Here is a 26538-nt window from a genome sequence, read left to right as displayed (position 1 = left end):
ATGGAGAGTACGGGGTGCGCGGTGGTGGGCGGCGGGCCGGCCGGCATGATGCTGGGCCTCTTGCTGGCGCGGGCCGGCGTCGAGGTCACCGTCCTCGAAAAACACGGCGACTTCCTCCGCGACTTCCGCGGCGACACCGTCCATGCCTCCACCATCCGCCTCATCGACGAGCTCGGGCTCGGCGCCGAATTCCGCGGGCTGCCGCAAAGCCGGCTGCAGAACGTCGCCTTCCCGACGCCGGGCGGCGGCCTCGTCACGCTGGGGAATTTCGCCGCGCTCCGGCCGCCGTACAACTACATCGCCATGATGCCCCAGTGGGACTTCCTGAACTTTCTCGCCCGCGCCGCCGAGCAGGAGCCCACGTTCACGCTCCTGATGGAGCACAAAGCAACGTCCCTGATGTACGACGGCGGCCGGGTCACCGGGATCCGGTACGTCACCAAGGACGGCACCGAAGGTGCGCTCCGCGCAGACCTCGTGGTGGCCACGGACGGCCGGCACTCGGTGCTGCGCCAGGCTGCCGGCCTGAAATCGAAGGAATACCCGGTGCCGTTCGACACCTGGTGGTTCAAGCTGCCCCGGGCGGAATCCGAACGGGGGGAGATCGCCGGAATTGTTCCGGCCTTCGGCGACCGCGACGCCGTCATCGCCCTGTTCCGGGACACGTACTACCAAATGGGCTATTTCGCCCCGAAAGGTTCCGGAGACCGCATCAAAAGCGAGGGAGTGGAACGGTTCCGGAAGCGGATCGCCGCGCTGCGCCCGGACCTCGCCGACCGAGTCGATGCCATCCGGTCCCTGGACGACCTCCACTGGCTGGACGTCCGGCTGGACCGCCTGCAGCGCTGGTACGTCGACGGGCTGCTCTGCATCGGCGACGCCGCGCATGCGATGTCCCCGGCCGGCGGCGTGGGCATCAACCTGGCCATCCAGGACGCCGTGGCCACTGCCGCCCGGCTCGCCCCCGCGCTGCTGCGCGGCAAGGTCACCGAGAAGGATCTGGCCGCGGTGCAGCGGCGGCGGCAAGTGCCAACCGTGATTATCCAGTCCGTCCAGCGACTCATGCACCGGGGCGTTTTTGTCCCGCTCTTTACCGGCAAGAGGTCGGGTCCCCCGGCGGCGGTGATGTACCTCGCCCAGCACGTTCCCGTCCTGATGGGACTGCTGCCCCGGATGATCGCGCACGGACCCCTGCCCGAGCATGCGCCCGCCTTTGCCCGGCGGGTGGACGCGGGGCCCGGAAAGGCATCCGGCACCGACTAAACTGGAGCCCATGACTGCCACCCCGGACTCGCTTTCCACCACCGCTGCCCGTGCCCGACTTCTGGAACTGATCAAGGAACTCGCGGTTGTCCGCGGCAAGGTCATTCTGTCCAGCGGTGCCGAGGCCGACTACTACATCGACCTGCGCCGCGTCACCCTGCACCACGAGGCCTCCAAGCTCGTCGGCCAGGTCATGCTGTCCCTGATTGACGACGCCGGCATCGACTTTGAGTGCGCCGGCGGCCTCACGATGGGGGCAGACCCGGTGGGCACCGCCGTCATGCACGCTGCCACGGATGCCGGCCGGGCCATCGACGCCTTCGTTGTCCGCAAGGCCCAGAAGTCCTACGGCATGGGCCGGCAGGTGGAAGGCCCCTCGGTTGAGGGCCGGAAGGTCCTGGTGCTCGAGGACACCTCCACGACCGGCGGCTCGGCCCTGACCGCCGTCGAGGGTGTCCGCAACGCCGGCGGCAACGTCGTGGCCGTTGCCGTCATCGTCGACCGCGACACGGGCGCCAAGGAAAAGATCGAAGCCGAAGCCGGTGTGCCGTACCTGTACGCCTTCAGCAAGGACGAGCTCGGGCTGAGCTGACCGGCCGCCCTGGTGGACGGCGCACATCGGGTGGCTTAGTATTTCCGTACCCCGGAAAAGTCCCTTCACTTGGAGTACCCGTCATGCGCCCGTCGGATCAAGCCCTGAGCAGTGTTGAGCAGATCCAGAACCTCATTCTGGAGAGCGCCGATTTTGAAGACTTCCTCAACGAGCTGGCGCGGTACTCGGCGCACCAGGTGGCAGGCGACGGCGACGACGCCCTCTGCGGTATCACGCTGCTGAGGGACCGCAAGGCGGCGACGATCGGCTGGAGCAGCGACTCCGCCCGCGAGGTGGATGAAATCCAGTATTCGCTGTCCCAGGGGCCGTGCCTGACGGCTGCGGAGGAAGAACGGGAAGTCCACGTTCCGGACCTCTTCGAAGAAGACCGCTGGGGCCCTGACTACGCTAATGCGGTCGCTTCGCACGGGCTGCGTTCGGTGCTGTCGCTGCCCTTCAACCTGCAGGGGGACGCGAAGGCCGCTCTCAACCTCTACTCCGACGTGCCCCACAAGTTCAACGAGGTTGCCGCAGCCCGCGCCCGCGGATACACCCGGGAGATCTCCCAGGCGCTGCGCCTGGCGGTCAGGTTTTCGCTGCACACTGACAGCGCCACGAACCTCCGCGCCACGTTGGAATCACGGACCGTCATCGACATCGCCGTCGGCATCGTTATGGCGCAGAACCGGTGCAGCCAGGCGACGGCGGTGCGCATCCTCACCGATGCCTCGAGCCACAGCAACGTGAAGCTTCGCGACATCGCTGCGTCGCTGGTGAATTCGGTGGGAGGGGCCGAGGCCAGCACCCACTTCGAGGAGCCCGGGAAGGTCCAGGCCGGGTAGCCCGGCCGCCGGCCGGTTGTGCGGCGGGACTAGCCGGGATAGGCTGGCCGAGGTTGAGCCGTCGGCCATAGACACCCCGTTTGGAGTACCTATGGACAACCAGCTTAATCCCCTCATTAAGATCGACGACGCCGCCGGCACCGCCCGCATTGACGTCCGCGGGAGCCTCACCGTGGCGTCCCGCCCGGATCTGATGCACCAAATCCAGCGCGTCCGCCGGATGGGCATCTCTTCGCCCATCACTGTGGATCTTTCCCACGCTGCTTTCGTCGAGTCATCCGCCCTCGCCGGACTTCGCTTCGACCTCAACGCCCTCGACGCCGGCACCGGGCAGGTCACCGCGGCAGGCGCACCAGGGGTGTTCCTTGAGGTCATGTCCGCCCGCGACCACGCCGTGGCGGAATCGCGGCCCGACTTCACGGCGCTGACAAACCCGTCAGAGCTGTCCCAGGCACTGGAGGAAGCCGGGCTCCGCCTGCTGTCCGACTATTCACCGGACGAGCTGCTGGCCGCGAGCGACGCGGTCTTCGGGCTGCTGGACGATCCGGCCGGGCATTCCGGACACGAACTGCTGGCCCGGTACGAGGCAATCGGCGAGGAGATCGCTCGCAGGGAACCGGCCGACCCGGCCGAGAAACACGCCTCAAGCAGCTGACCAGGCGGCCAGACCCCGACGTTCCGATCAACGGCCTGCCGGGCCGTGAGCCGTGCCGGGCATCCGAGCCGAGACTTGTGTTGCCCGGCCGGACTGTGCCTAGGGTAGTCCAGTGCCATATGAAGGGGCCGCCGGCCAGACGGGCCGGCAGAAGGCGCCGGGCGCGGACGCCGCCCGGCTTCTTCGGCGCGCCGCCGACCTGAAGCGCTTCTCGCGCCGGACCTTCCTCACCGGCGCCGGCGCCTCCACCATCCTCGCTGCGGACATGCTCTTCACGAAGCAGGTGCAGGAGGAACGTCAGGTCCATAAGATCCTCGCGGTCGAGGACGACTTCGCGCAGAGCTACTTCCCGCACGCCAGCTGGATCCTGTTCCCCGGGTACAAGACCAGCTGGGAAGAGGCCCAGTGGATCCTCAACTCGCTCCGGGGAAGCCTTCGGCTGCGCGGCCAGCTCGCGGCGGCAGGGTATTCGAACCTGGGCCTGGACATCGACCAGCTGGTCATCGCGGTGATTGAGCACGTCCGGGCGCACAACCTCACCACGCTCTACTTCTACGGCCACAGCTTCGGCGGCATGGTGGCCACGCAGGTGGCCGCGCGGCTGCTGGAGCTGCACGGCGTCAAGGTTGAGCTGATCCTGCTCGACTGCAGCCCCTACAGCAAGTTCGACGTCCTGGACCAAAGCTGGTTTGACGGCGTGGTGTTCCTCTACGAAAGCGGCTTCCGGGTCCCGACAGTGCTGCGCGGGGGCTACGAACTCGGGGAGCGCGTGGCCCACAAGAATGAACGCACCTGGGGCCAGATCCTGGACCAGACGCTGGAGCAACTCTCACCGATTGCCCCCTCGAGCGTGCTGATCCAGACGGAATCCGCCTACATCTACCACTTCGACGCCACACGCTTCGCGGGCCGGATCGGCGACACCCGCATGGCCTACGTCGGTAATCCGAGGGACCAGACCGTCAACTACCAGACCGCCCGTGATTCGTGGGCGCGCACGTTCGCCGCCAACATGGTCTCGTCCGACCGGCAGACCACCGGGGCGCTGCCGGCACACGCCAGCCCGGGCTGGAACCCGTTCGTGTACCGGCCCATACTCGAGGACCTGGAGAACCAGATCTTCCCGCTGCCCGGAGGCGGCGGGAAGATGACCCCGTTCTGATCACGGCGCGGGCCGGCAGCCCGGCCCGGTCAGATCTGGTTCATGAGGTCCGCCACGGAGTTCAGCACCTGGTTGGGGCGGAACGGGTAGGCGGCGATTTCGTCGCGCTGCGTGATGCCGCTGAGCACCAGGACGGTGTGCAGCCCGGCTTCCATGCCCGCGATGATGTCGGTGTCCATGCGGTCGCCGATCATCGCGGTGGTCTCCGAGTGCGCGTCGATCTGGTTCATGGCCGAGCGGAACATCATGGGGTTCGGCTTGCCCACAATATAGGGCTCCCGGCCGGTGGCCTTGGTGATCAGTGCGGCGATGGCGCCCGTGGCCGGCAACGGACCCTCCTTGGAGGGGCCGGTGGCGTCCGGGTTGGTGGCGATGAAGCGGGCACCGGCGAGAATCAGGCGGATGGCCGTGGTGATCGCCTCGAACGAGTACGTGCGGGTTTCGCCGAGCACCACGAAGTCCGGGTTCTGGTCGGTGAGGATGAAGCCGGCCTCGTGGAGCGCCGTCGTCAGCCCCGCCTCACCGATGGTGTACGCGCGGTTTCCACTGTCAGGCCCCCCGGCGGAAACCTGGTCCTTCAGGAACTGGGCGGTGGCCAGGGCCGAGGTCCAGATGTTCTCCTCCGGGATTTCCAGGCCGGAGGCCCGCAGCCGGGCGGCGAGGTCCCGCGGCGTGAAGATCGAGTTGTTGGTCAGGACCAGGAAGCGCTTTGAGGTGTCCACCCAGCGCTGGATCAGTTCCGGGGCCCCGGGGACGGCCTGGTTCTCATGCACCAGGACCCCGTCCATGTCGGTGAGCCAGCACTCAATCTCCTGGCCGCTGCGGTACACGGCCGCCGATGTCTTTACCTTGTCCGCTTCTGCCATGTCATTCCTTCACCAAGATGTTTGCGTTCGGAGCCCAGTCTAGTGTTGAGGGGTGACGCAAACGCCCGGGACACCCGAACCCCAACCAGAACCATCCCAGCCAGACCAGAACGGGACGCTGGAGCCGAAGCCGGAGGTCGGCGTCGGGCCCTGGGAGGGTGAATGGCCGGAAGGTGACCACTGGGATCCTGACCTCCTGGCCGACGGCGACCGCCGCAACGTCGTGGACAAGTACCGGTACTGGAAGCACGAGGCGATCGTCGCGGACCTGGACTCCAAACGGCACGACTTCCACATCGCCATCGAAAACTGGCAGCACGACCTCAACATCGGCACCGTGGTGCGCACCGCCAACGCGTTCCTCGCCAAGGAGGTCCACATCATCGGACGACGCCGGTGGAACCGCCGCGGGGCGATGGTCACCGACCGCTACCAGCACGTCCGCCACCACCCCACCGTGGGGGACTTCGTGGCGTGGGCCCAGGGGGAGGGGCTGGCCATCATCGGGATCGACATCTTCCCCGACTCCGTGCCGCTGGAAACGTACGAGCTCCCGCAGAAGTGCGTGCTGGTCTTCGGGCAGGAAGGCCCGGGGCTGACCCAGGAGGTGCATGCGGCGGCGGAGGCCACGCTGTCCATCGAGCAGTTCGGGTCCACCCGCTCCATCAACGCGGGCTCGGCCGCGGCCATCGCCATGCACGCCTGGGTGCGCCGGCACGTGTTCGGCCAGCGCGTCTGACTCCCGCGCCGAGATGGCACTTCGCGCCAGTGTTTCCCGCGCGGACTGCCGTGAAGTGCCATCTCGGTAGCCGCCGCAAGTGTTACCGGCTCGGGTGACGCGAACCACGGCCCGATCAAAGAAATGGCTAGGATGGTTTCTAGCCGACGAGGTTCACTCCAGGGTCAACGAAACCCGCAGACGAAATTCGATTTAGGAGTCAGCATGCCCATTGCAACCCCAGAGATTTATGCCGACATGATCGACCGTGCCAAGAAGGGCGGCTACGCGTTCCCGGCGGTCAACGTGACCTCTTCGCAGACCTTGAATGCGGCTTTGCGCGGTTTCGCGGAGGCCGAGTCTGACGGCATCGTGCAGGTTTCCACCGGCGGTGCGGCGTACTGGTCCGGTGCCTCGACGAAGGACATGGTTGCCGGGTCGCTGGGTTTCGCCGCGTTCGCCCGTGAGGTGGCGAAGAACTACAACGTGAACATCGCCCTGCACACGGACCACTGCCCCAAGGACAAGCTGGACAGTTTCGTGCTGCCGCTGCTGGCCGCGTCCGAGGCCGAGGTCAAGGCCGGCCGGAACCCGCTGTTCAACTCGCACATGTGGGACGGTTCGGCCGAGACGCTGCAGGAGAACCTGCGGATCGCCCGTGAACTGCTGGAGCGGGCTGCTGCGGCGAAGATCATCCTTGAGGTCGAGATCGGCACGGTCGGCGGCGAGGAGGACGGTGTGGAGCACGAGATCAACGAGAAGCTCTACACCACGGTCGAGGACGCGCTGGCCACGATCGATGCCCTGGGTGCCGGGGAGAACGGCCGGTACATCACGGCGCTGACGTTCGGTAACGTGCACGGGGTGTACAAGCCGGGCGGGGTGAAGCTGCGTCCGGAGATCCTGAAGGACATCCAGGCCCAGGTGGGTGCCAAGATCGGCAAGGACAACCCGTTCGACCTGGTGTTCCACGGCGGTTCGGGGTCCTCGGACCAGGAGATCGCGGACGCCGTCTCGTATGGCGTGATCAAGATGAACATCGACACGGACACGCAGTACGCCTACACGCGTCCGGTGGCGGACCACATGTTCCGCAACTACGACGGCGTGCTGAAGGTCGACGGCGAAGTGGGCAACAAGAAGACCTACGACCCCCGCGTCTGGGGCGCCTCCGCCGAAGCCGGCCTCGCCGCCCGCGTTGTCGAGGCAACCCAGCAGCTCGGTTCCGCAGGCAAGACCTTCTAACCATGTCCGACGAGTTCCGCAAGAACCTGCTGGGACCCGAGCCCACGCTCCTGCCTGCCGAGACCGAGGTGTACCAGCACCTCGCGCTCGGCGCTGAGGCGCTGGACCTCGTGGAGAAGCACCCCACATCGTCGCTGTTGTGGGCCGTGCTGGCAGAGGAGGCATGGGCGGAAGGCCGCACCATCGATTCCTACGCCTACGCACGCGTCGGCTACCACCGCGGCCTGGACTCGCTTCGCCGCAACGGCTGGCGTGGCGTGGGGCCCATCCCGTGGGAGCACGAACCCAACCGCGGCTTCCTGCGGGCGCTTTACTCGCTGGGCCGCGCGTCTGCCGCCATCAACGAGGCAGAGGAGCCGGAGCGCATCGAGAAGTTCCTCAACGACTCGGACCCGGCAGCCAAGGCAGCCATAGAGGCCAAGCACAACTGAGTTAAATACGACGGCGGGCGGTCACCTTCTCCAAGGAAGGTGACCGCCCGCCGTCGTCGGTCTGGGGACTAGCTGGCTTTCCGCAGGCCGGTGCGGGCCATGGCGTCGGCGTAGGCAACGTGCATCTCGTCGAGGTACTGCTGCTGCCGCTCGGGGGTACCGGCGAAGGAGCGGCCGCTCAGCGAACGGACCTTGTAGGTCTTCAGGCCGCGGCGCCACAGCAGCGGAACTTCGGTCTTGAGCAGCAGGCCGGCGAGGCGGTTGGCCTCGGTGCCATGGGCCACGATGACCGAGGCGCGGGGCACCAGGGCCAGGACTTTCAGCAGCGGCTTCAGGCCGGCCTGGATCTGGTCGGGGGTGAACTTGCCGTTCGGTTCGCCCGGCGTGTGCCACGGGTGCACGTTCCACGGCATGATGTACTCCGGCCGCAGGCCCAGCTTCCACTGGAGGCCCAGCATGCGGGTGGCGGCATCGTCGTCACCCGGCATGATGAAGCCGGTGGGCGATGCCGTGCCGATGTTGGAGAAGAGGCTGATGATGCGGCATTCCTCGACGTCGTGGGCGGGGTCGACGTACGGCACCTGGGTGCCCGGCTTGGCGCTCTGCAGCGTATCGCAGAGCTCATTGACAGCGGCAACATTGGGCTCGTAACGGCGCCTCAGAAGCTGTTCATGGAAGGATTCGGTAGCCAGGGCGGTCATATGGTGCTGTGTCTCCTGCAGGTGGGTCGCTCCGCCGCGCCGCAGGGCCGGCACGCCGCAGGCATGCCGAACGCGGCGTGGTGTGAAATGAGGTGGACCGGTACCTGACCGGTCCTCCCCAGTTTAGCAAGGCGTCCGAACCATGAGGCCCCGCCCCCGCGCGTCGCCGAGGCCGAGTCGCGCCGGGATGGGCCTGCACAGCAGCAAATGAGGTCTAAATCACTTCCAAAGCCGCTTGGTGGCGAGGCGCGCGCCTTCTCCAAGAGCCTCGAGTTTGGCGACGGCGATCTGCGGGTGGACGCGCCCGCCGAGGCCGCAGTCAGTAGAGGCGATCACGCTCTCGCGCCCGACGAGCCTGGCGAAGCGTTCGATCCGGTCTGCCACCAGTTCCGGATGCTCCACGACGTTGGTGGCGTGCGAGACCACGCCCGGAATGATGACCTTGCCCTCAGGAAGTTTGGTGTCTTCCCATACACGCCATTCGTGCTCGTGCCGGACATTGCCTGCCTCGAACGAGTAGCCGCCGGCATTGATCTGCAGGACGGAGCCGATGATGTCGGCAAACGGGATGTCAGTGGTGTGGGGGCCGTGCCAGGATCCCCAGCAGACGTGCAGCCGGATCTGCTCGGCGGGCAGGTCGCGGAGGGCCCAGTTGGTGGCCTCGACCCTGAGCTGGATGAAGTTGAGGTAGTCCTCGAGGCTGGGCTCCGGGTTGATCTGGTCCCAGCTCTCCGCCAGAGACGGGTCATCGAGCTGGACGGTCAGCCCGGCGTCGATGATTGCCTTGTATTCCTCGCGCATGGCGTCGGCGCAGGCGTAGAGGAGTTCCTCTTCGGTTTTGTAGTACTCGTTGGCTACCCGTGCACAGGAACCGGGGGACAGTGAAGCCACGAATCCCTCGGTGAGGCCGGCCGCATGCAGGCCGGTCCTGAGGTTGGTGACGTCCGACGCCACGAGATCCTGCCCGGTGTAGGTCAGCGGGCCGACGATCTTGGGCTGTGCCACGCTCTTGCGGTGGGCGAGGATCCCGGAGGAGGGATCGTTGTACGCGTCATTGAATTTTTGCCTGTCCCGGCGGTCCGGGAACGAGATCAGGACGATGTTGCCCGGCGTGGAACGGTGCACCGCGGCGTCGGCCCAGCGGTCCACGTTGGTGGGCTCGAGGCCGCCGAGGCGGGCGAACGAGTAGTTCCACCAGGCGCCGTAGTCCACGCTGTTGGACATGGTGTGCCCGTATTCGCCGTCGTTGGGGATGTCGATGCCCAGGTCCTTCTGGCGCCGGACGATGTCCACCACCGAGGTCTCCAGCAGGTCCAGGAACTCCGGCGTGATGCCGTCGGCTTCCTTGGCTGCGTTGGCGGCGATCAGCTCCGGGGTGCGGGGCAGCGATCCGGCGTGGGTGACGCGGATGTGGTCGGTGTTCGGCGACAAGGCGGGGTTTCCTTTCCATCGGTCCTGGCGGTAGCACCTTCACTGACGGCAGGGCGGATGGGGGCTGCCAATAGGTGCCAAGGTTGCTGCGGCGTCGGCGATCCAGGTCTCTCGGCCGCTGGTTCACTCTCACTTAAGTCCGCGGCGAGAGTGGGTGGCAAATCGCAGTCGGAATGTGTCGCCTGGTGGCGGTCGCAGCGTCGAAGATCAAAAGCCATATTTTTGTCACCCATCCGCTAAACTTGGGTGGTAAGAGCCCCGGAACTCTTGCGTCCCTTCCCCGGTCAGCGCCGCGGGTTTGGGCGACGAATTCGGGGCATTCTCATGAACGGCGCCGCAGAGGCTTTCCATTTCGGTGGAGAAACCTGGGCGGCCCGAACGAATGGGGGAGGATCCCATGCCAGCAATCGTGATCGTCGGAGCCCAGTGGGGCGACGAAGGAAAAGGTAAGGCCACCGACCTGCTTGGCGGCCGCGTCGACTACGTAGTGAAGCCGAACGGCGGCAACAACGCCGGGCACACCGTCGTCGTAGGCGGTGAGAAGTATGAGCTCAAGCTCCTTCCGGCCGGCATCCTCAGCCCCAACGCCGTGCCCATTATCGGCAACGGCTGCGTCGTCAACCTCGAGGCGCTGTTCCAGGAGATCGACGGCCTCGAGGCCCGCGGCGCGGACACCTCGAAGCTGCGTGTCTCCGCCAACGCCCACCTCGTCGCCCCGTACCACCAGGTGCTGGACAAGGTCACCGAACGCTTCCTCGGCAGCCGCGCCATCGGCACCACCGGCCGCGGCATCGGGCCCACCTACATGGACAAGGTTGCCCGCCTGGGCGTCCGCGTCCAGGACGTCTTCGACGAGTCCATCCTGCGTCAAAAGGTGGAAGGCTCGCTGCGCCAGAAGAACGAGCTTCTGGTCAAGATCTACAACCGCCGCAGCATCGAGGTGGAAGAAGTGGTCAGCTACTTCCTCTCCTTCGCCGAGCGCCTGCGCCCCCTGGTCATTGACAGCACCCTCGTGCTGAACACCGCCCTGGACGAGGGCAAGGTGGTGCTCATGGAGGGCGGCCAGGCCACGTTCCTTGACGTCGACCACGGCACCTACCCGTTCGTCACCTCCTCGAACCCGACCGCCGGCGGCGCCTCGGTGGGCTCGGGCATCGGACCCACCCGCATCTCGCGGTCCATCGGGATCATCAAGGCGTACACCACCCGCGTCGGCGCAGGCCCGTTCCCCACGGAACTCTTCGACGAGATGGGCATGTACCTGCAGAAGACCGGCGGCGAATTCGGCGTCAACACCGGACGCCCGCGCCGCTGCGGCTGGTACGACGCCGTCCTGGCCCGCCACGCCTCCCGCGTGAACGGCTTCACCGACTACTTCGTCACCAAGCTGGATGTCCTCACCGGCATCGAACAGATCCCGGTGTGCGTGGCCTACGACGTCGACGGCGTCCGGCACGATGAGATGCCCATGACGCAGACGGAATTCCACCACGCAAAGCCCATCTTCGAGTACTTCGAAGGCTGGACCGAGGACATCACCGGCGCCCGCACGCTGGCGGACCTGCCCGAGAACGCCCGCAACTACGTGCTCGCCCTCGAGAAGCTGTCCGGCACGCGCTTCTCCGCGATCGGTGTCGGCCCGGACCGCGACCAGACCATCGTGGTCAACGATTTGATCCTTGACTAAAACCGACTGACGCCGGAAGAGTCCGGCAACAACAACTCACGCAAGCAGCTCGACGACGGCGGCGGGTCACCTTACGGTGGCCCGCCGCCGTCGTGCTTCCGGCACCTAAACATCCCCGCTGAAAAAAGTTTCCGGGACCGCGTAACCTCCCGGGCTGTCCTGGCGATTACGTATATGTAAGCGCCGGGACGGAGGTTGTCCCCCATCGGCCTACGTCCCGGCCTTCAATCAACCAAAGGACTTTTTTCTGATGAAGAGTGTTAGCAAGACCACCAAGATTGCTGTCGCAGCCGCCATCGTCGCTGTTGGAGGTTTCTCCGGCATCGGACTGGCCAACGCCGCCCAGGTTTCCAGCTCGCAGCACGCAGAGGTGACTCCCGCTACGCCCGCCACCCCGGCCGTTCCCGCCACCCCCGAGGTGCCGGCAGTACCCGCCGTTCCGGCCACGCCGGCCACCCCGACGGTTCCTGCCGCTCCGTCCGCCAAGGCCAAGGCCGCCGGCGAAGCTGCAGACGCCGCCGACGCCGCACTGGAAGCTGACAAGGGCAACGCCGCCGCCAACGCCAACGTCGCCGCCGGTGACAAGGCCGCCGGTGCCAACGTGACCGCAGCAATCCCCGCCACCCCCGCAGTTCCCGGCGGCGCCGGTGTTCCGGCCACCCCGGCCGTTCCCGCCACCCCGGCTGTGCCGAACGTTGCTGACCACGTAGCCAAGCCGGCCGCTCCGTCCGTCGCTGCAGACGCTGACGTCAAGGCTGAGGCTGCTGCCGACCTGCCCACCGGCAAGTAGTCCACAGCACGCGAAACAGGGCGTTCCCCGAATAGGGGCGTGAGGTGTGCGGCGGTTAGGCTTAACCGCCGCACACCTGCAGTAAACGGAAGGACCGTTCCTTGGCAGCTCAGCTGACCGACGACGAATTGTCAGCAGCCCTGTCTGGCGACCCTTCCGGCTTTAGTGCCGTTTACAGCATCATTTCCCCCGCCGTCCTGGGCTATTTCCGGGCCCGCGGCGTGGACGACGCCGAAGCCCTCACGCAGGATGTCTTCGTCGATGTTCTGCCCAAGCTCAGCGGCGTGCGGGGCGGCCACTCCGGCCTCCGGACCTTCATCTTCTCCGTGGCGCACGCCCGGCTCGTGGACTACCGCCGCCGGTCGGCGCGAACGCCGCAGCTCACCGAATTCGATCCGCTCACGGATGACCGGCTGTCCAGTTCCGCAGAGGACGAGGTCCTCGGCTCGCTGGGCGGCATGACCTCGGTACTGGCCATGCTCAACGAGGACCAGCGGGAAGTGCTGGTCCTGCGGATCGTCGCCGACCTTTCGGTTGAACAGGTGGCCGGCATCATGGACAAAACCCCCGGGGCCATCAAACAGCTCCAGCGCCGCGGACTCATCGCCCTGCGCGAACTCGTCAAGGAAAAGGACCACGCAGCATCATGAGTGTCACGCCGGCAGGCCGCGAAGAAGGAGAGATCCAGGCGATCCTCCTGGATTCCGGACTCGAAGACGACGCCGATCTCCGCAGGTCCCTCGAAGAACTGCGCGGGTTTGCCCAGGATTCCGCGCCCCAGCCGCGGGCCGACCTGGCTGCGCTGCTCGCCCACGGGGCGTCCGCTGCGGGTGTCCCCGCGTCACCGATGCGGCGGGCCTCGACACCGGACGTCGCCAGCCTGGAACTGCATCGCCGCAACCGCCAGCGGCGCATGGGCTTTGTTGTGGGCGCGGCAGTTGTTGGTGCTATGGGACTTGGGGCCGGCGCCGTCGCTGCCTCCAGCGAGGACTTCCGCAACAGCGTGGGCCATACCGTGGTCCGGATCTTCCAGCCGACCAGCGAGACCACGGCGCCGACGCCGGTGCCCACATCGCCCGCCGACATTCCGGCGGCTCCGGCCCCGACTGTTGCTGCACCCAAGCCGTCCGTCACGGAAACGGCGGCACCGCCGTCGTCATCCGCGGCGCCGGCCCAGACGGGTCCGTCTTCCTCAAATGCGTCCGCCAGCTCATCGGCCGCGCACGGTTCCGCGGCTTCCAACGGTGCCGCCAAGACCCAGACGCCGGGCCGGCCCAGCCAGCTGCCCACGGTCCCCGGAACGGGCGTCGCACCCAAGCTTCCGGCCAAGCCGCTGCCGGCAGTGCCCACGCTCCCGGGCGGTGTGCCCACGGTTCCGGCCAAGCCCGTCCCCGGCACGCCCTAAGTCACCGGCACCCCACCGTGGGCAGCCCGAGTTTTTGTCCAGATAATGGCCCCAAACGGCCCTTTAGCTCGCGATATATGGACAAAAACTCCTCAGGAGAGGCCCCTGCTCAGTAGGGCTGACCGGGCCGCACAAAAGTTTTTGAAAAAAGTTTTGGATTCGGCGTAACCCTTTGGGGGTCTCCGTCGATTACCAAAGTGAGAGTGCCGGGCTGGAACTTGTCCCCCATCAAAATCCAGCCCGGCATTTTTTATGCCTGCGGTTCCGCAGGCATCTCCTTCGGCACTGTTGTTAGGCCAAAACCTGCCGCTTTGAGGAGATCACTCCCGTGTCGAAGCCGGCCAGGTGGAGCCCGCCGTGGAAGCGCGCGTGCTCAATCTTGACGCAGCGGTCCATCACCACGTTGAGCCCCGCGGTTTCGGCATCCTGTGCAACGCCCTCATGCCATGAGCCGAGCTGCAGCCACAGCGTCTTGGCGCCAGCTGCCACGGCCTCCTCCAGCACACCCGGCAGGTCATCGTGCTTGCGGAACACGTCCACGATGTCCGGGCTCTCCGGCAGGTCCGCCAGTGAGGCGTAGGTTGGCTGGCCGAGGATCTCCTTGACCACCGGGTTCACGAAGTACACCTTGTAGCGCGTCGACGACTGCAGGTAGGTGGCCACGAAGTAGCTCGCGCGGGACGGCTTGTCCGAGGCGCCCACGATGGCGATCGACTTCGCCTCACGCAGCAGGTTAAGGCGCTCGGGCGCCGAGGGGCCGGCCCAGGTCCGTTCAGTGGTGCTCATGCCCGTGCCCCGATCGTGCAGGAATCAGCAGGTTCTTCGAGGACGACGGCGTCATCCGCCGTTGCGCTCTGCGCTTCCGTTAGTGCCTGGTCCAGGTCCCACAGGATGTCCTCGAGGTCCTCCAGGCCAACCGAGATGCGGACCAGGTCTTCCGGCACGCCGGCGGACTCCAGCTGCTCATCGCTGAGCTGCTGGTGCGTCGTCGAGCCCGGGTGGATCACCAGGGTGCGCGCGTCGCCCACATTCGCCAGGTGCGAGGCCAGCTGCAGGGACTCGATGAACTTCTGGCCGGCGGCGCGGCCGCCCTTCACGCCGAAGGAGAACACGGAACCCGGCCCCAGTGGCAGGTACCTCTTCGCCCGCTCGAAATGCGGGTGGGACGGCAGCCCGGAGAAGTTCACGTAGGCCACGCGCGGGTCGGCCTCCAGCCATTCGGCCACGGCCTGCGCGTTCTTCAGGTGCTCGTCCAGGCGCTGGGGGAGGGTCTCCACGCCCTGCAGCAGCTGGAACGCGGCCAGCGGGGTCAGCGCCGGGCCGATGTCACGCAGCTGCTCGCAGCGCAGCTTGGTGAGGAAGCCGTACTCGCCGAAGTTGCCCCACCAGGAGACGTTGCCGTAGGAGGCCACCGGCTCGGTCATGGTGGGGAACTTGCCGTTGCCCCAGTTGAACCGGCCGCTCTCCACGATCACTCCACCCAGGGTGGTGCCGTGGCCGCCGATGAACTTCGTGGCGGAATGGATCACGATGTCCGCGCCATGCTCGATCGGCCGCACGAGGTACGGCGTGCTCAAGGTGGCGTCGACGACCAGGGGGATGCCGGCGTCGTGCGCCACCTTGGCCAGGGCCGCAAGGTCCTGGACTTCCGACGACGGGTTGGCCACCACCTCGACGAAGATCGCCTTGGTGTTCTCCCGGACGGCGGCCGCGTAGTCGGCGGGGTTGGTGCCCGGCACGAACGTCGTGTCCACGCCGAAGCGGCGCAGGGTCACGTCGAGCTGGGTGACGGTGCCGCCGTAGAGCTGGGACGCCGCGACGATGTGGTCTCCGGTCTGGGTGAGCGCGGCGAACGTGATGAACTCCGCGGCCATGCCCGACGACGTTGCAACAGCCCCGATGCCGCCCTCGAGCGAGGCGATGCGCTCCTCGAACGCGGCCACGGTCGGGTTGCCAATCCTGGAGTAGATGTTGCCGTACTTTTGCAGCGCGAACAGGCTGGCGGCGTCCTGGGTGTCCTTGAAGACGAACGACGTCGACTGGTAGATGGGCACAGCGCGGGCGCCGTGCTCGGCGTCGGGTGTGCCGCCGGCGTGCAGGGCGCGGGTGCGGAAGCCGAACCTGCGGTCAGCCACTAGACCGCCACCGCCTCGGCGGTTGCCGGAACGTCGGAAAGGTTCAGCTCGGTGCCGTTCTTGCGGGCGAGGTCGGCCTCGAGTTCACGGACGATGGGCAAAACGTCGCGGCCGAATGCGGCGATTTCCTCCTGGAAGTGCAGGTAGCCGGTCAGGAAGAGGTTCACGCCGATCTTCTTGTACTCGACGATGCGCTCGGCGATCTGCTCCGGGGTGCCGATCAGCTGGGTCTTGAAGCCGTCGTTGTACTGGACCAGGTCCTCGAACGTGGAGTCCGCCCACATGCCCTTGCCGTCCTTGGTGGACGGGCCGGCTTCCTGCACGGCGTCACGGAAGCCCTGGACGGCCGGCTTGTGTGCCTTCTCCACGATCTCGCGCAGGGTGTCGCGGGCCTCCTTCTCGGAGTCGCGGGCGATGACGAAGCCGTTGAGTCCAAACCGCGGGGCGGCCAGCTGGCCCTCCGTGCCGCGCCTGGTTTCGCCCGCAGCAGCAACGACGCCGGCGATGTTCTCCTTGAAACCCTCCAGGTCCTTGCCGTTGGAGAAGTACCAGTCGGCGACGCGGCCCGCGGTGGCCTGGGCCGCCGTCGAGTTTCCGCCGAAGAAGATTTCGGGGTGCGCGCGGCCCGGAACGTCCACGGGGGCGGGGTTCAGGGTGAAGTCGGTGATGTTGTAGTACTTGCCGGCCTGGCTGAACTCCTTCTCGGTCCACAGCCCGCGCAGCACCTTGATGAATTCCTCGGTGCGGACGTAGCGCTCGTCGTGCTCCAGCCATTCGAGGCCGAAGTTGGTGAACTCGTTCTTCAGCCAGCCGGAGACGATGTTGACCGCGGCGCGGCCGTTGGAGATGTGGTCTGCGGTGATGATGAATTTGGCCAGCACGCCGGGGTGCCACATGCCCGGGTGGACGGCGGCGATCACCTTGAGGCGTTCGGTGGCGGCCAGCAGGGCGAGGCTGAAGGAGGTCGCCTCGTGCTGCTTGTCGGCGCCGTAGGATGCGGCGTACCGGGTCTGGGTCAGGGCATACTCGAAGCCGGATTCCTCGGCGATGCGGGCCAGCTTCTTGTTGTAGTCAAAGTCCCAGCCGGTGCGCTGCTCGATGGTGGAGACCACCAGGCCGCCGGACACGTTCGGCACCCAGTAGGCAAACTTCAGTGGTTCGGAAAGACGGGCTACGTTGCTGATGTCGTTCATGTTCGTTCCTTTACTTCTGCTCGGAGTTGGGGTTTCCGGGGACAGCGGCAGCGCGGCGGCGCAGCGCATCCTGGATGCCGGCAATTGCCGGTTCGTTCTGGAGTGAGGTGGTGTCGCCCAGCGCAGTACCTTCAAAGAGCTGGGTCAGCAGCCGGCGCATAATCTTGCCGCTGCGGGTCTTGGGCACGTCAGGGACAACGACGACGTCGCGCGGCTTGGCGATCGGGCCGATCTCCTTGGCAACGTGGTTCCGGAGCTCGTCCGCGGTTGCTCCCGTTGAAGCACTGTTCTTCAGAACAACGAAGGCGACGACGGCGTGCCCCGTCTTGGGATCGGCCACGGGACAGACGCCGGCCTCCACCACGTCGGGGTGCGTGACGAGGGCGGACTCGATCTCGATCGTGGAGAGCAGGTGGCCTGAGACGTTGAGCGTGTCGTCCACCCGCCCCAGGATCCAGATGTCGCCGTCGTGGTCGTATTTGGCGCCGTCGCCGGCAAGGAACCAGCCCTGCTCCGCGTACTGGCTCCAGTAGGAGTCGAAGTAGCGGCGCGGGTTGCCCCAGACTGTACGGGCGATGGCCGGGCCCGGCTGGTCCACGACGATGAGACCCTGCACGCCCGGAGCGGTGCGGTTTCCGGCTTGGTCCACCACGCGGGTGCTGACGCCGGGGAGCGGGCGGGCAGCGCAGCCGGGCTTGAATTCAGTGTCCGTGGGGGCGGGGGACATGATGGTGGCCCCGGTTTCGGACTGCCACCAGGTGTCCACCATGGGCGCGGTGCCTCCGCCGAGGTTGTCGCGGAGCCAGCGCCACGCCTCCGGATTGACGGCCTCGCCCACGGTTCCCAGCAGCCTGATGGAGGAGAAATCGTAGCTGTCCGGCACGCCGTCGGGGAACCAGCCCATGAGCGAGCGGACCAGCGTGGGCGCCGTGTAGTACTGCGTGACGCCGCAGCGCTCGATGATCTCGAAGTGCCGGCCGGGATGCGGGGTATTGGGTGTGCCCTCGAAGATCACCTGGGTGACGCCGTTGGCGAGCGGGCCGTAGATCTCGTAGGTGTGGGCGGTGACCCAGGCGAGGTCGGCGGTGCACCAGTGCACGTCCTGGTCCCGGAGCGCGGGATCCGGGTTGCTGAACAGGTGCTCGAAGCTCCACGACGCCTGGGTGAGGTAGCCGCCGGAGGTGTGCACCAGTCCCTTGGGCTTACCAGTGGTCCCGGAGGTGTACATGATGAACAGGGGAGTCTCGGCGTCGAACGCCTCGGGCTCGTGGACATCGGAGGCGGGCCCGACGACGTCCTGCCACCAGACGTCGCGGCCTGCGGTCATGGGAACCGTGGCGAGGTCCGCGGGGGAGGTGGTGCGGTTGATGACCAGGACGCGCTCGATGGCGTTGTCCCCGGCGACCGCGGCGTCGGCGTTGTCCTTGACCGGAACTGCGGCGCCGCGTCGGAACTGGCCGTCGGTGGTCACCAGCAGCTTCGCGCCCGTGTCCTCGACCCGGAACCTGAGGGCCTCTGCGGAGAACCCGCCGAACACCAAAGAGTGAACCGCACCAATCCGCGCCACGGCGAGGGTGATGATGACCGTTTCCGGGATCACGGGAAGGTAGATGACCACGCGGTCGCCCTTGGTGATGCCCAGGGACAGCAGGGCGTTGGCGGCCTTGGAGACTTCACGCTGCAGTTCGGCGTAGGTGACGGTGCGGCGGTCGCCCGGTTCGCTTTCGAAGAAGAGCGCCACCTTGTCCCCGCGGCCCGCTTCGACGTGCCGGTCGACGCAGTTGTACGCAACGTTCAGCTTGCCGCCGTCGAACCATCTGATCTCGGGTCCACGGCCGGCTTCGACGTCGGCGGGCACCCAGCTGTGCGCGGTGTGCCACGGCTTCTGGCTGCCGGGACGCTCGGCCCAGTCCAGCCGGAGGGCCTGTTCTTCCCAGAAGGCCACGTTGCCGGGGTCAACAATGGAAGTGGTGCCGCTGTGACGCGCCGGCCCGTCGGTGGGGACGCCGTGCACTGCGCCGTCCGGTGGCTCGGTCGAGGACCATCCCGAAGAGCCGGTAGAGGAGCCGGGCGCGTCACGCAGCCCTGCTTCGTCCGCCGTCGCGTCCGAAGTGGATTGTGGGGTTGCCTCGGACGGAATCCGGGCAAGGGTGGACAGGGCAAAAGTATTTTCTGGGGTCATTGCGGCACTCCATCGGTCCTGGCAGTAGCACCCCTAGTCCTCCGCCGGGACGGAAGAACAGTGACGTGGGAATGGTCGTCTCACGTCACCCGGGGTTGCTGCGGCTTCATCGATCCAGGTCTCTCGGCCGCTCGGGATGGTCATAACCTACTAGAGCCGAGATGCAGGATTTCTCAAAATCGGCCTCCAGGGGGCCGTAATATTCGTTCATCGCTGCCCTTATGCCGGTAAGGCGTCCAAATATTCGGAAAAGACCGTCAAATCACCGCAGGAGTAGAGTTGAGGCATGGCTCATGAAAACGATCCGGCGGTTATCGACCGACTCATGCGAACGAAGGGCACATGGGCCATTGTGGGCCTGACCCGGAATGAATGGCGCTCGGCATACGACGTCTCACTGTATGTCCGGGACCGCATGGGCATGGAGATCATCCCGGTGAACCTGCCCGGCGACGACGTGCACGGGGAGAAGGGCTACCGCTCCCTCGCCGAGATCCCGGCGGCAAAGCATCCGATCGACGTCGTGGACTGCTTCGTCAATTCGCAGAAAGTGGGCCCGGTCATCGACCAGGCCATCGCGGTCGGTGCCAAGGCGGTGTGGCTGCAGCTTGGTGTGTTCGACGACGCCGCGGTCGAGCGGGCAAAGGCCGCCGGGCTGGACGTCGTGGTGAATTCGTGCCCCGCCCGCGAAGGATGGCGCGTGGGCATTTAGCCTCTTCAGGACCGCAACTCAGTGCGGTGCGGGTTCAGGGCTTCATCAGCTCCGGGTAGTGACGCTCGGTGACATCCGGGTGGGCACGCATCCGGCCCTTGAGCATGTTCAGGCCGAACGAGGCGAGCATCGGGTTGGACGGGTCGTCGGAGATGCCGCGCGCCTCCGCCTTCAGGTCCGCCGGGAGCGGTACCGGATCGATCACCGCGTCCAGGCGCGGAGACCAAAAGAACGGCACCGAGTAACGGTCCACGCCGGGCGGTGGGGCCTTGACCCGGTGGATGGTGGCAGCCAGATAACCTTCGGTGGCCACTTCGAGCATTTCGCCCAGGTTCACCACCAGCGCTTCAGGAATGGGTTCCACGGGCGCCCATGCACTCGCGCCCGGCGGCAGCACTTCAAGCCCGCCCACCTCATCCTGGAGCAGGAGGGTGACAAAACCGTAGTCCGCGTGGGAGCCCACGCCCTGGTCGCCTGCCGCTTCCACCACTCCGCCGACGTAGTGGACCAGCTTGCCCATCCAGGCGGGAGTGTCCCTGAACGGTTCCTCGAAATAGTCCTCCGGCTGCCGGAGGGATACGGCGATGGCCCGGAGGAGTTCGGCCCCCACCCGGGACATGAGCTCGGCCCAGGCCATGGCCGCCTGCTTCAGCTCCGGCATCGACTCATCCGGCCAGAGGTTGCGCCCTTGGAGGAGCCAGTACGGCTGCTCTTTCGGATAATCCTTCACCGGCTCCCGGTCGGGTGAATAATCGATCTGCTCACGCGCATCAGCCCTGCCCTGCGTCACCTCCGTGCCCATCCGGGTGTAGCCGCGGAAGTGCGGGGACAGCCGGTTATCCAGCTTCATCCGTTCTTCGAGGGGCAGGTCGAAGAAGCGCTTGATAGTAGCCAGCAGCTCCTTGCCCTGGCCGGGCGCGCCGCCGTAGCCGATGACCTGGAAGAAACCGACGCGGTGTGTGGCGTCCCGGAGTTCCTCTATGAATTCCGGACTGAACGAGCCGTCGGCCCGGCGTGCGGAGCCGAGATCGAGCACAGGGATGGTCTCCTGGGCAGCTGCCATGTTCGCAGACTAGCACCGCCCGGAAAGGGTTTGTAGGCTCGCTGCATGGATCCCGCCGAACTGAGAAAAATCTGCCTGTCGTTTCCCGGCACCTTCGAGGACTTCCCGTTCGGTCCCGAAACGTCGGTGTTCAAGGTCCGGGCGGCCGTGTCCGGCGGGGCAAAGCAGGAGGCCAAGATGTTCGCGGCGTCGGCAATGGACCCTGACGACTGGTCGGTGAGCCTCAAGTGTGAGCCAGCCCTGGCCGAACAGCTCCGGGCGGTGCATCCGGAAATCACCGGGGCGTGGCACATGAACAAGACACACTGGAACGGTGTCCGGCTGGACGGGGCGCTGCCCGACGACATGGTCCGGGACATGGTGGAAGACTCCTACGACCTTGTGGTTGCGTCGCTGAGCCGGAAACAGCGCGAACAGCTCGGCTGGGAGCGGCTGGCGGGCAATGACTGAAAAGCGCCTGGCACGCGGTGCCCTTAACTATGCGGAGATCGGTGCCACCGAACATGGCGGGGCCCCGGCAGGCTACCGCCACGCGGCATCCCGCACCCACCTTGGCGAGGGCGCGGACGTCTACCGGCGGGTGGCCCAGGGGATTCTGGCCTGGGAACTGCAGCGGCGGTCCGGCCTGCGGGTCCGGACCGAATCCGGCGCCGTTGTTCCCGGCGCACGCGTGGTGAGCGGATTCGGCGTCGGGCCTTTCCGCCTCAACGTGCCCTGTGAGGTGGTGTGGGTACACCGTCCTGTTCCGGGCGGCGGCCCGCAGTCCGCGGGCTTCGGCTACGGTTCCCTGCCGGGCCATCCGGTGCGCGGTGAGGAGAAGTTCGAGGTGGAGATCGACGCCCAGGGCCGGGTCTACCTCAGCATCACGTCGTTCAGCCGGCCGTCCAACTGGTTCTACGCCGCGGGCGGCGCGCTGGCCCGCCGTGCGCAGCGCCTCATGACTTCCCGATACATTGAAGGTGCACGCCAACTCGCCGCAGGTGAAAGCTGATCAGGAGAGGTACATGCTGGACCAGAAGAGCCTTGACCTTTTGTGGAATTTCGAGGATCCGAAGCTGTCCGAGCAACGTTTCCGGGACGCGCTCGCCAACCCCCGGTACGACGCCGACGAACGAGCCGAGCTCACCACGCAGCTGGGGCGGGCCATCGGGCTCCAGGGCCGCTTCGAAGAGGCCGACGCGCTGCTCGACGCGATTGACGGGGACGAGCCGACGGTGGGCGTCCGCATCCTGCTGGAACGCGGCCGGGTCCTGAACTCGAGCGGGCACGCGGCCATGGCAGTGCCGCTGTTTGAGCAGGCGGCCGAGCTCGGCGACCATCTTGGCGAGGAGTTCCTGGCGGTGGACGCGCTGCACATGCTGGCCATCGCCGATTCCGCCCACGCGGAGCTCTGGACCCGGAGCGCGCTGGAGTACGCCTCCGCGGTCCACGACGAGCGGACCAAGCGCTGGATGGTGGTGCTGCACAACAACCTGGGCTGGACCCTGCACGGCGCAGGCCGGCTCACCGAGGCGCTCGTCGAGTTCCAGCTGGCGGAGCAGTGGGCCGAACGCGTCGGAACCCCGGCCCAGCAGAAGTACGCCCGCGAGGCCATCGCGGAATGCGAGCATGCGCTGGCCGCCCACTGACCCGATCACACCAACGGAAGGAATCCCATGATATTCATCGTCGTCAAGTTCAAGGTCAAGCCGGACTGGTCCGACAAGTGGCTCGGCCTCGTGGCCGACTTCACCGAGGCCACCCGCCAGGAGCCGGGCAACCTGTGGTTCGACTGGTCCCGCAGCGTGGACGACCCCAACGAGTTCGTCCTCGTCGAAGCGTTCAAGGACGATGCCGCCGGGGACCACGTCAACAGCGCCCACTTCAAGAAGGCCATGGCGGAGATGCCGCAGGCGCTCGCCGAAACCCCGCGCATCATAAGCCGCCAGCTCGACGGCGAAGGCTGGGACCGGATGGGCGAACTGACAATCTGAGCCCCTCGCTAGCATTAATGCCATGTGGATCGGCTGGATTGAGTTCGACATCCTTCTCGGCGACGTGCACAGCCTGAAGGAGAAACGGTCCGTCGTGCGGCCGCTGCTGGCCGAGGTCAAACGGCGCTACGAGGTTTCGGTGGCGGAGGTGGGGGACCACGACCAGTACCGGCGCACCAGGATCGGCGCCGGCCTGGTTGCCGCTGACCGGGCGCACCTTGTGGAGGTGCTTACCGCCGTAGAACGCTTTGTGGCCTACCGCCCAGAGGTGGAACTGCTGAGCGCCCGGCAGCGGGAGATCCACAGCGAGGATTAAAGCAACGCGGGGTCACTTTCCGCCCAATCCCGAGGGATTATTGGGCGGGAAGCGACCCCGCGTTGGTTGGGCCGGGATCTAGCCGAAGTACTTCGGCAGGGTGGCCTCGTGGGCTTCGCGGAGAGCGTCCAGCGAGAGGGTGTCCACGCCGTTGATCTCCAGCTGTCCGCTGGCTGCGTCCACCACGCCGATGCGCAGGTGCTCGAAGCCGCGGGCGGTGCACATGTCCTTGAAGCGGACTTCCTCGGAGCGCGGAACGCTCACGACGGCGCGGCCCTGGGTCTCGGAGAACAGTGCGGTGAAGAGGTCAACGCCGTCGCGGTCCAGGACATCCTGCAGCGCGATCCGGGCGCCCACGCCGTAGCGCAGCGACGATTCCACGAGGGCCGCGGCAAGGCCGCCCTCGGAGAGGTCGTGGGCCGAGTCCACCATGCCGTCGCGGGACGCGTTGATCAGGATCTCGCCCAGTGCGCGTTCGGCCTCGAGGTCAACCTTGGGAGGCAGGCCGCCGAGGTGGCCGCGCAGGTTGGACCATTCCGAGCCGTCCAGCTCGTTGGCCGTGGTGCCCAGCAGGTAGATGGCTGCGCCATCTTCCCGCCAGCCCGACGGCGTGCGGCGGGCGACGTCGTCGAGCTTGCCCAGCACTGCCACCACAGGGGAGGGGTGGATCGGCGTGGTGCCGGTCTGGTTGTACAGCGAGACGTTGCCGCCGGTCACCGGGATGCCGAGCACCATGCAGGCGTCGGAGAGGCCGCGGATGGCCTCGGCCAGCTGCCACATGACGTCCGGATCCTCGGGGGAACCGAAGTTCAGGCAGTCGCTGACGGCCATCGGCACGGCGCCGGCGGTGGCCACGTTGCGGTAGGCCTCGGCCAGTGCCAGCTGGGCGCCGTGGTACGGGTCCAGGTAGGTGTAGCGGCCGTTGGCGTCGGTGGCCAGGGCCACGCCCAGGCCGGATTCCTCGTCCACGCGGACCACGCCGGCGTCGTCCGGGAACGCCATGGCAGTGTTGCCGCCGACGTAGCGGTCGTACTGGTTGGTGATCCAGGACTTGTCGCACATGTTCGGCGAGGCAACGAGCTCGGTGACGGCCGCGGCCAGTTCCGCCGGGGCGGAGGGTCGGCCGGCGTCCTGCACGGAACCGGTGAACTGGTCGGCCTGGACGGCGTCCTGCCACTCCGGGCGAGCGAACGGGCGGTCGTAGACCGGACCGTCGTGCGCCACGGTGCGCGGGTCGACGTCGACAATGACTTCGCCTTCCCACGTGATGATCAGCCGGCCGCTGTCGGTCACCTCGCCCAGCCAGGCGTACTCCACGGCCCACTTGTCCATGACGGCCTCGAACGCCTCGACGTTCTCCGGCGTCACCACGGCCATCATGCGTTCCTGCGACTCGGACATCAGGATCTCGCCCGGGGTCAGGGTGGGATCGCGCAGCAGGACGGAGGTCAACTCGACGTTCATGCCGCCGTCGCCGTTGGAGGCGAGCTCGGATGTGGCGCAGGAGATGCCCGCGGCGCCGAGGTCCTGGATGCCCTCAACCAGCGAGCCCTTGAACAGTTCAAGGCAGCACTCAATGAGGACCTTTTCAGCGAACGGGTCGCCCACCTGGACAGCCGGCCGCTTGGACGGCTTGGTGTCGTCGAAGGACTCGGAGGCGAGCACCGAGGCGCCGCCGATGCCGTCGCCGCCGGTGCGTGCACCGAACAGGACCACCTTGTTGCCCTTGCCGGAGGCGTTGGCCAGGCGGATGTCCTCGTGGCGCATGACGCCCACGGCCAGGGCGTTGACCAGCGGGTTGCCCTGGTACACGGAATCGAAGACCATCTCGCCGCCGATGTTCGGCAGGCCGAGGGAGTTGCCATAGCCGCCGATGCCCGCGACCGCGCCGTGCATGACGCGGGCGGTGTCCGGGTGGTCGATGGCGCCGAAGCGCAGCGGATCCATGACGGCAACCGGGCGGGCGCCCATGGAGATGATGTCGCGGACGATGCCGCCGATGCCGGTGGCGGCACCCTGGTACGGCTCAACGAACGACGGCGAGTTGTGGGACTCGATCTTGAAGGTCACGGCCCAGCCGTCGCCCAGGTTGGTGACGCCGGCGTTCTCGCCGATGCCCACCAGCATGTCCTTCTTCATCTCGTCGGTCACCTTCTCGCCGAACTGGCGCAGGTGGTTCTTCGAGGACTTGTAGGAGCAGTGCTCGCTCCACATCACGGAGTACATGGCGAGTTCAGCACCGGTCGGGCGGCGGCCCAGGACCTTGACGATCTCGTCGAACTCGTTGCGCTTCAGGCCGAGTTCGGCCCAGGGAAGTTCGGTGTCCGGCGTCTTGGCCGCGTTCTCGACGGTGTCGATGTTGAACTTCTTGGTCTCGGTGATCGAGCTTGTAGAGATCTCGGTCATTAGTTCGCTCCCACAATCTTGTTCAGTACCGAGGTGAAGAGACCGAGGCCTTCGGTGTCGGACCCGCCGATACCGTCCAGCGACTCGGGGCCGAAGCCCACCTCCACGGCGTGCTCCGGGTGCGGCATGAGGCCCACCACGTTGCCGGCGGCGTTCGAGATGCCGGCAATGTCGCGGCGCGAGCCGTTCGGGTTGAAGCCCACGTAGCGGAACACCACGCGGCCCTCGGCCTCCAGGGCGTCGAGGGTCTTCTCGTCCGCGATGTACTGGCCGTCCTGGTTTTTCAGCGGCACCGTGATTTCCTGGCCCGCGGCGTAGTCCCCGGTCCAGTAGGTGTTGGTGTTCTCGACCCGCAGCACCTGGTCACGGCAGATGAACTTCAGGTGGTCGTTCTTGATCATGGAGCCGGGAAGCAGGTGCGACTCGGTCAGCAGCTGGAAGCCGTTGCAGATGCCGAGCACCGGCAGCTTGGCGTCCGAGTTGGCGGCGTCGATGATCTTGGACATCAGCGGGGCGAAGCGTGCGATGGCGCCGGCGCGCAGGTAATCGCCGTAGGAGAATCCGCCCGGCAGGATGACGGCGTCGACGTCGCCGAGTTCGGAGTCACCGTGCCAGAGCTCCACGGGCGTGCCGCCCGCGAGCCGGACAGCACGGGAAGCGTCCCGGTCATCCAGGGTGCCGGGGAAAGTGACGACGCCGATCTTCGCGCCTGCGAGGCGCGGCTCGGCGGCGACGGCGACTGCCTCGCCGATCAGGGGAAGTTCAGTCAT

General features: G+C 66.7%; 28 protein-coding genes. 18 read left to right on the top strand and 10 right to left on the bottom strand.

All coding sequences use genetic code 11. The features are described 5' to 3' along the window. The 5 genes from ACFVTE_RS01025 to ACFVTE_RS01005 all read left to right on the top strand — a co-directional run bounded on the left by ACFVTE_RS01025 (position 1) and on the right by ACFVTE_RS01005 (position 4514). Positions 1–1263 carry an FAD-dependent oxidoreductase gene (locus ACFVTE_RS01025; protein ID WP_387095635.1) on the top strand — a complete coding sequence of 421 codons (1263 nt, stop codon included), beginning with the start codon at positions 1–3 and terminating at the stop codon, positions 1261–1263. A gap of 10 nt (positions 1264–1273) precedes the next feature. Further along, on the top strand, positions 1274–1855 hold the full coding sequence (pyrE, locus tag ACFVTE_RS01020; RefSeq protein WP_387095632.1) for an orotate phosphoribosyltransferase: 582 nt from the start codon (positions 1274–1276) through the stop codon (positions 1853–1855). 83 nt (positions 1856–1938) lie between these two features. Continuing rightward, the gene (locus tag ACFVTE_RS01015) at positions 1939–2697 is read left to right on the top strand and encodes a GAF and ANTAR domain-containing protein (RefSeq protein ID WP_387095629.1); all 759 of its coding nucleotides are present in this window, start codon (positions 1939–1941) and stop codon (positions 2695–2697) included. 91 nt (positions 2698–2788) lie between these two features. Next, positions 2789–3352 (top strand): hypothetical protein, encoded by a 564-nt coding sequence (locus ACFVTE_RS01010; protein WP_387095626.1) that lies wholly within the window; start codon positions 2789–2791, stop codon positions 3350–3352. Positions 3353–3464: 112 nt separating this feature from the next. Continuing rightward, entirely contained in the window at positions 3465–4514 is a 1050-nt protein-coding gene (locus ACFVTE_RS01005; protein ID WP_387095623.1) for a thioesterase domain-containing protein, read from the top strand. 29 nt (positions 4515–4543) lie between these two features. On the opposite strand, the gene ACFVTE_RS01000 is transcribed toward ACFVTE_RS01005, so the two are convergent. After that, the gene (locus ACFVTE_RS01000; protein WP_387095621.1) at positions 4544–5380 is read right to left on the bottom strand and encodes an HAD-IIA family hydrolase; all 837 of its coding nucleotides are present in this window, start codon (positions 5378–5380) and stop codon (positions 4544–4546) included. A 52-nt stretch (positions 5381–5432) separates the two neighbouring features. On the opposite strand from ACFVTE_RS01000, the gene ACFVTE_RS00995 reads away from it, so the two are divergent. The 3 genes from ACFVTE_RS00995 (at position 5433) to ACFVTE_RS00985 (ending at position 7774) form a co-directional block, all read left to right on the top strand. After that, a complete protein-coding gene (locus ACFVTE_RS00995; RefSeq protein WP_387095618.1) occupies positions 5433–6119 on the top strand; it encodes a TrmH family RNA methyltransferase in 687 nt (228 codons plus the stop codon). Positions 6120–6323: 204 nt separating this feature from the next. Continuing rightward, positions 6324–7343 (top strand): class II fructose-bisphosphate aldolase, encoded by a 1020-nt coding sequence (fbaA, locus tag ACFVTE_RS00990; RefSeq protein ID WP_387095615.1) that lies wholly within the window; start codon positions 6324–6326, stop codon positions 7341–7343. Positions 7344–7345: 2 nt separating this feature from the next. After that, on the top strand, positions 7346–7774 hold the full coding sequence (locus ACFVTE_RS00985) for a DUF3151 domain-containing protein (protein ID WP_387095612.1): 429 nt from the start codon (positions 7346–7348) through the stop codon (positions 7772–7774). Between the two features lie 68 nt (positions 7775–7842). Here ACFVTE_RS00985 and ACFVTE_RS00980 read toward each other — a convergent pair whose 3' ends face one another. Both ACFVTE_RS00980 and ACFVTE_RS00975 read right to left on the bottom strand, forming a co-directional pair. Beyond that, entirely contained in the window at positions 7843–8475 is a 633-nt protein-coding gene (locus ACFVTE_RS00980; protein ID WP_387095609.1) for a uracil-DNA glycosylase, read from the bottom strand. A gap of 219 nt (positions 8476–8694) precedes the next feature. Further along, the gene (locus ACFVTE_RS00975) at positions 8695–9906 is read right to left on the bottom strand and encodes a cobalamin-independent methionine synthase II family protein (RefSeq protein ID WP_387095606.1); all 1212 of its coding nucleotides are present in this window, start codon (positions 9904–9906) and stop codon (positions 8695–8697) included. Between the two features lie 397 nt (positions 9907–10303). Here ACFVTE_RS00975 and ACFVTE_RS00970 point away from each other — a divergent pair, with 397 nt between their 5' ends. The 4 genes from ACFVTE_RS00970 (at position 10304) to ACFVTE_RS00955 (ending at position 13788) form a co-directional block, all read left to right on the top strand. Further along, entirely contained in the window at positions 10304–11593 is a 1290-nt protein-coding gene (locus ACFVTE_RS00970) for an adenylosuccinate synthase (protein WP_387095603.1), read from the top strand. A gap of 250 nt (positions 11594–11843) precedes the next feature. Then, the gene (locus ACFVTE_RS00965) at positions 11844–12383 is read left to right on the top strand and encodes a hypothetical protein (protein WP_387095600.1); all 540 of its coding nucleotides are present in this window, start codon (positions 11844–11846) and stop codon (positions 12381–12383) included. A 101-nt stretch (positions 12384–12484) separates the two neighbouring features. Next, the gene (locus ACFVTE_RS00960; RefSeq protein WP_387095597.1) at positions 12485–13033 is read left to right on the top strand and encodes an RNA polymerase sigma factor; all 549 of its coding nucleotides are present in this window, start codon (positions 12485–12487) and stop codon (positions 13031–13033) included. Next, positions 13030–13788 carry a hypothetical protein gene (locus ACFVTE_RS00955; protein ID WP_387095594.1) on the top strand — a complete coding sequence of 253 codons (759 nt, stop codon included), beginning with the start codon at positions 13030–13032 and terminating at the stop codon, positions 13786–13788. Before ACFVTE_RS00960 ends, ACFVTE_RS00955 begins: the two co-directional genes overlap by 4 nt. A gap of 291 nt (positions 13789–14079) precedes the next feature. Here ACFVTE_RS00955 and ACFVTE_RS00950 read toward each other — a convergent pair whose 3' ends face one another. The 4 genes from ACFVTE_RS00950 to acs are packed head-to-tail and all read right to left on the bottom strand — an operon-like array spanning position 14080 to position 19298. Then, positions 14080–14574, bottom strand: coding sequence for a CoA-binding protein (locus ACFVTE_RS00950; RefSeq protein ID WP_387095591.1), 495 nt, complete (start codon positions 14572–14574; stop codon positions 14080–14082). Then, complete coding sequence (locus tag ACFVTE_RS00945; RefSeq protein ID WP_387095588.1) at positions 14571–15923, bottom strand: O-acetylhomoserine aminocarboxypropyltransferase/cysteine synthase family protein; 1353 nt, start codon at positions 15921–15923, stop codon at positions 14571–14573. The genes ACFVTE_RS00950 and ACFVTE_RS00945 overlap by 4 nt, the downstream gene beginning before the upstream one ends. Continuing rightward, positions 15923–17116: a dimethylsulfone monooxygenase SfnG gene (sfnG, locus tag ACFVTE_RS00940; protein WP_387095585.1), complete on the bottom strand. Its 1194-nt coding sequence runs from the start codon at positions 17114–17116 to the stop codon at positions 15923–15925. Before sfnG ends, ACFVTE_RS00945 begins: the two co-directional genes overlap by 1 nt. A gap of 10 nt (positions 17117–17126) precedes the next feature. Then, positions 17127–19298 carry an acetate--CoA ligase gene (acs, locus tag ACFVTE_RS00935; protein ID WP_387095582.1) on the bottom strand — a complete coding sequence of 724 codons (2172 nt, stop codon included), beginning with the start codon at positions 19296–19298 and terminating at the stop codon, positions 17127–17129. Between the two features lie 286 nt (positions 19299–19584). On the opposite strand from acs, the gene ACFVTE_RS00930 reads away from it, so the two are divergent. Continuing rightward, positions 19585–20010, top strand: coding sequence for a CoA-binding protein (locus ACFVTE_RS00930; RefSeq protein ID WP_387095579.1), 426 nt, complete (start codon positions 19585–19587; stop codon positions 20008–20010). Between the two features lie 34 nt (positions 20011–20044). Here ACFVTE_RS00930 and ACFVTE_RS00925 read toward each other — a convergent pair whose 3' ends face one another. Beyond that, on the bottom strand, positions 20045–21073 hold the full coding sequence (locus ACFVTE_RS00925; RefSeq protein WP_387095576.1) for an isopenicillin N synthase family dioxygenase: 1029 nt from the start codon (positions 21071–21073) through the stop codon (positions 20045–20047). Positions 21074–21118: 45 nt separating this feature from the next. Here ACFVTE_RS00925 and ACFVTE_RS00920 point away from each other — a divergent pair, with 45 nt between their 5' ends. The 5 genes from ACFVTE_RS00920 to ACFVTE_RS00900 are packed head-to-tail and all read left to right on the top strand — an operon-like array spanning position 21119 to position 23362. Then, positions 21119–21523, top strand: coding sequence for an MmcQ/YjbR family DNA-binding protein (locus tag ACFVTE_RS00920; protein ID WP_387095573.1), 405 nt, complete (start codon positions 21119–21121; stop codon positions 21521–21523). Beyond that, on the top strand, positions 21516–22064 hold the full coding sequence (locus ACFVTE_RS00915) for a DUF1990 family protein (protein ID WP_387095570.1): 549 nt from the start codon (positions 21516–21518) through the stop codon (positions 22062–22064). Before ACFVTE_RS00920 ends, ACFVTE_RS00915 begins: the two co-directional genes overlap by 8 nt. Before the next feature lie 13 nt (positions 22065–22077). Next, positions 22078–22701: a hypothetical protein gene (locus tag ACFVTE_RS00910; protein ID WP_387095568.1), complete on the top strand. Its 624-nt coding sequence runs from the start codon at positions 22078–22080 to the stop codon at positions 22699–22701. A gap of 27 nt (positions 22702–22728) precedes the next feature. Then, positions 22729–23046, top strand: a complete 318-nt coding sequence (locus tag ACFVTE_RS00905; protein ID WP_387095565.1) for a putative quinol monooxygenase — start codon at positions 22729–22731, stop codon at positions 23044–23046. 22 nt (positions 23047–23068) lie between these two features. After that, positions 23069–23362, top strand: a complete 294-nt coding sequence (locus ACFVTE_RS00900; protein WP_377965315.1) for a DUF503 domain-containing protein — start codon at positions 23069–23071, stop codon at positions 23360–23362. A 78-nt stretch (positions 23363–23440) separates the two neighbouring features. On the opposite strand, the gene purL is transcribed toward ACFVTE_RS00900, so the two are convergent. Both purL and purQ read right to left on the bottom strand, forming a co-directional pair. Beyond that, positions 23441–25768, bottom strand: a complete 2328-nt coding sequence (gene purL / locus ACFVTE_RS00895) for a phosphoribosylformylglycinamidine synthase subunit PurL (protein ID WP_387095562.1) — start codon at positions 25766–25768, stop codon at positions 23441–23443. Next, positions 25768–26538 carry a phosphoribosylformylglycinamidine synthase subunit PurQ gene (purQ, locus tag ACFVTE_RS00890; RefSeq protein WP_387095559.1) on the bottom strand — a complete coding sequence of 257 codons (771 nt, stop codon included), beginning with the start codon at positions 26536–26538 and terminating at the stop codon, positions 25768–25770. The genes purL and purQ overlap by 1 nt, the downstream gene beginning before the upstream one ends.

It is taken from the genome of Arthrobacter sp. NPDC058097, assembly GCF_042884885.1.
Lineage (GTDB): Bacteria > Actinomycetota > Actinomycetes > Actinomycetales > Micrococcaceae > Arthrobacter.
Note: the sequence above shows the minus strand (reverse complement) of the source record. Positions and strands in the feature narration are given on the sequence as shown.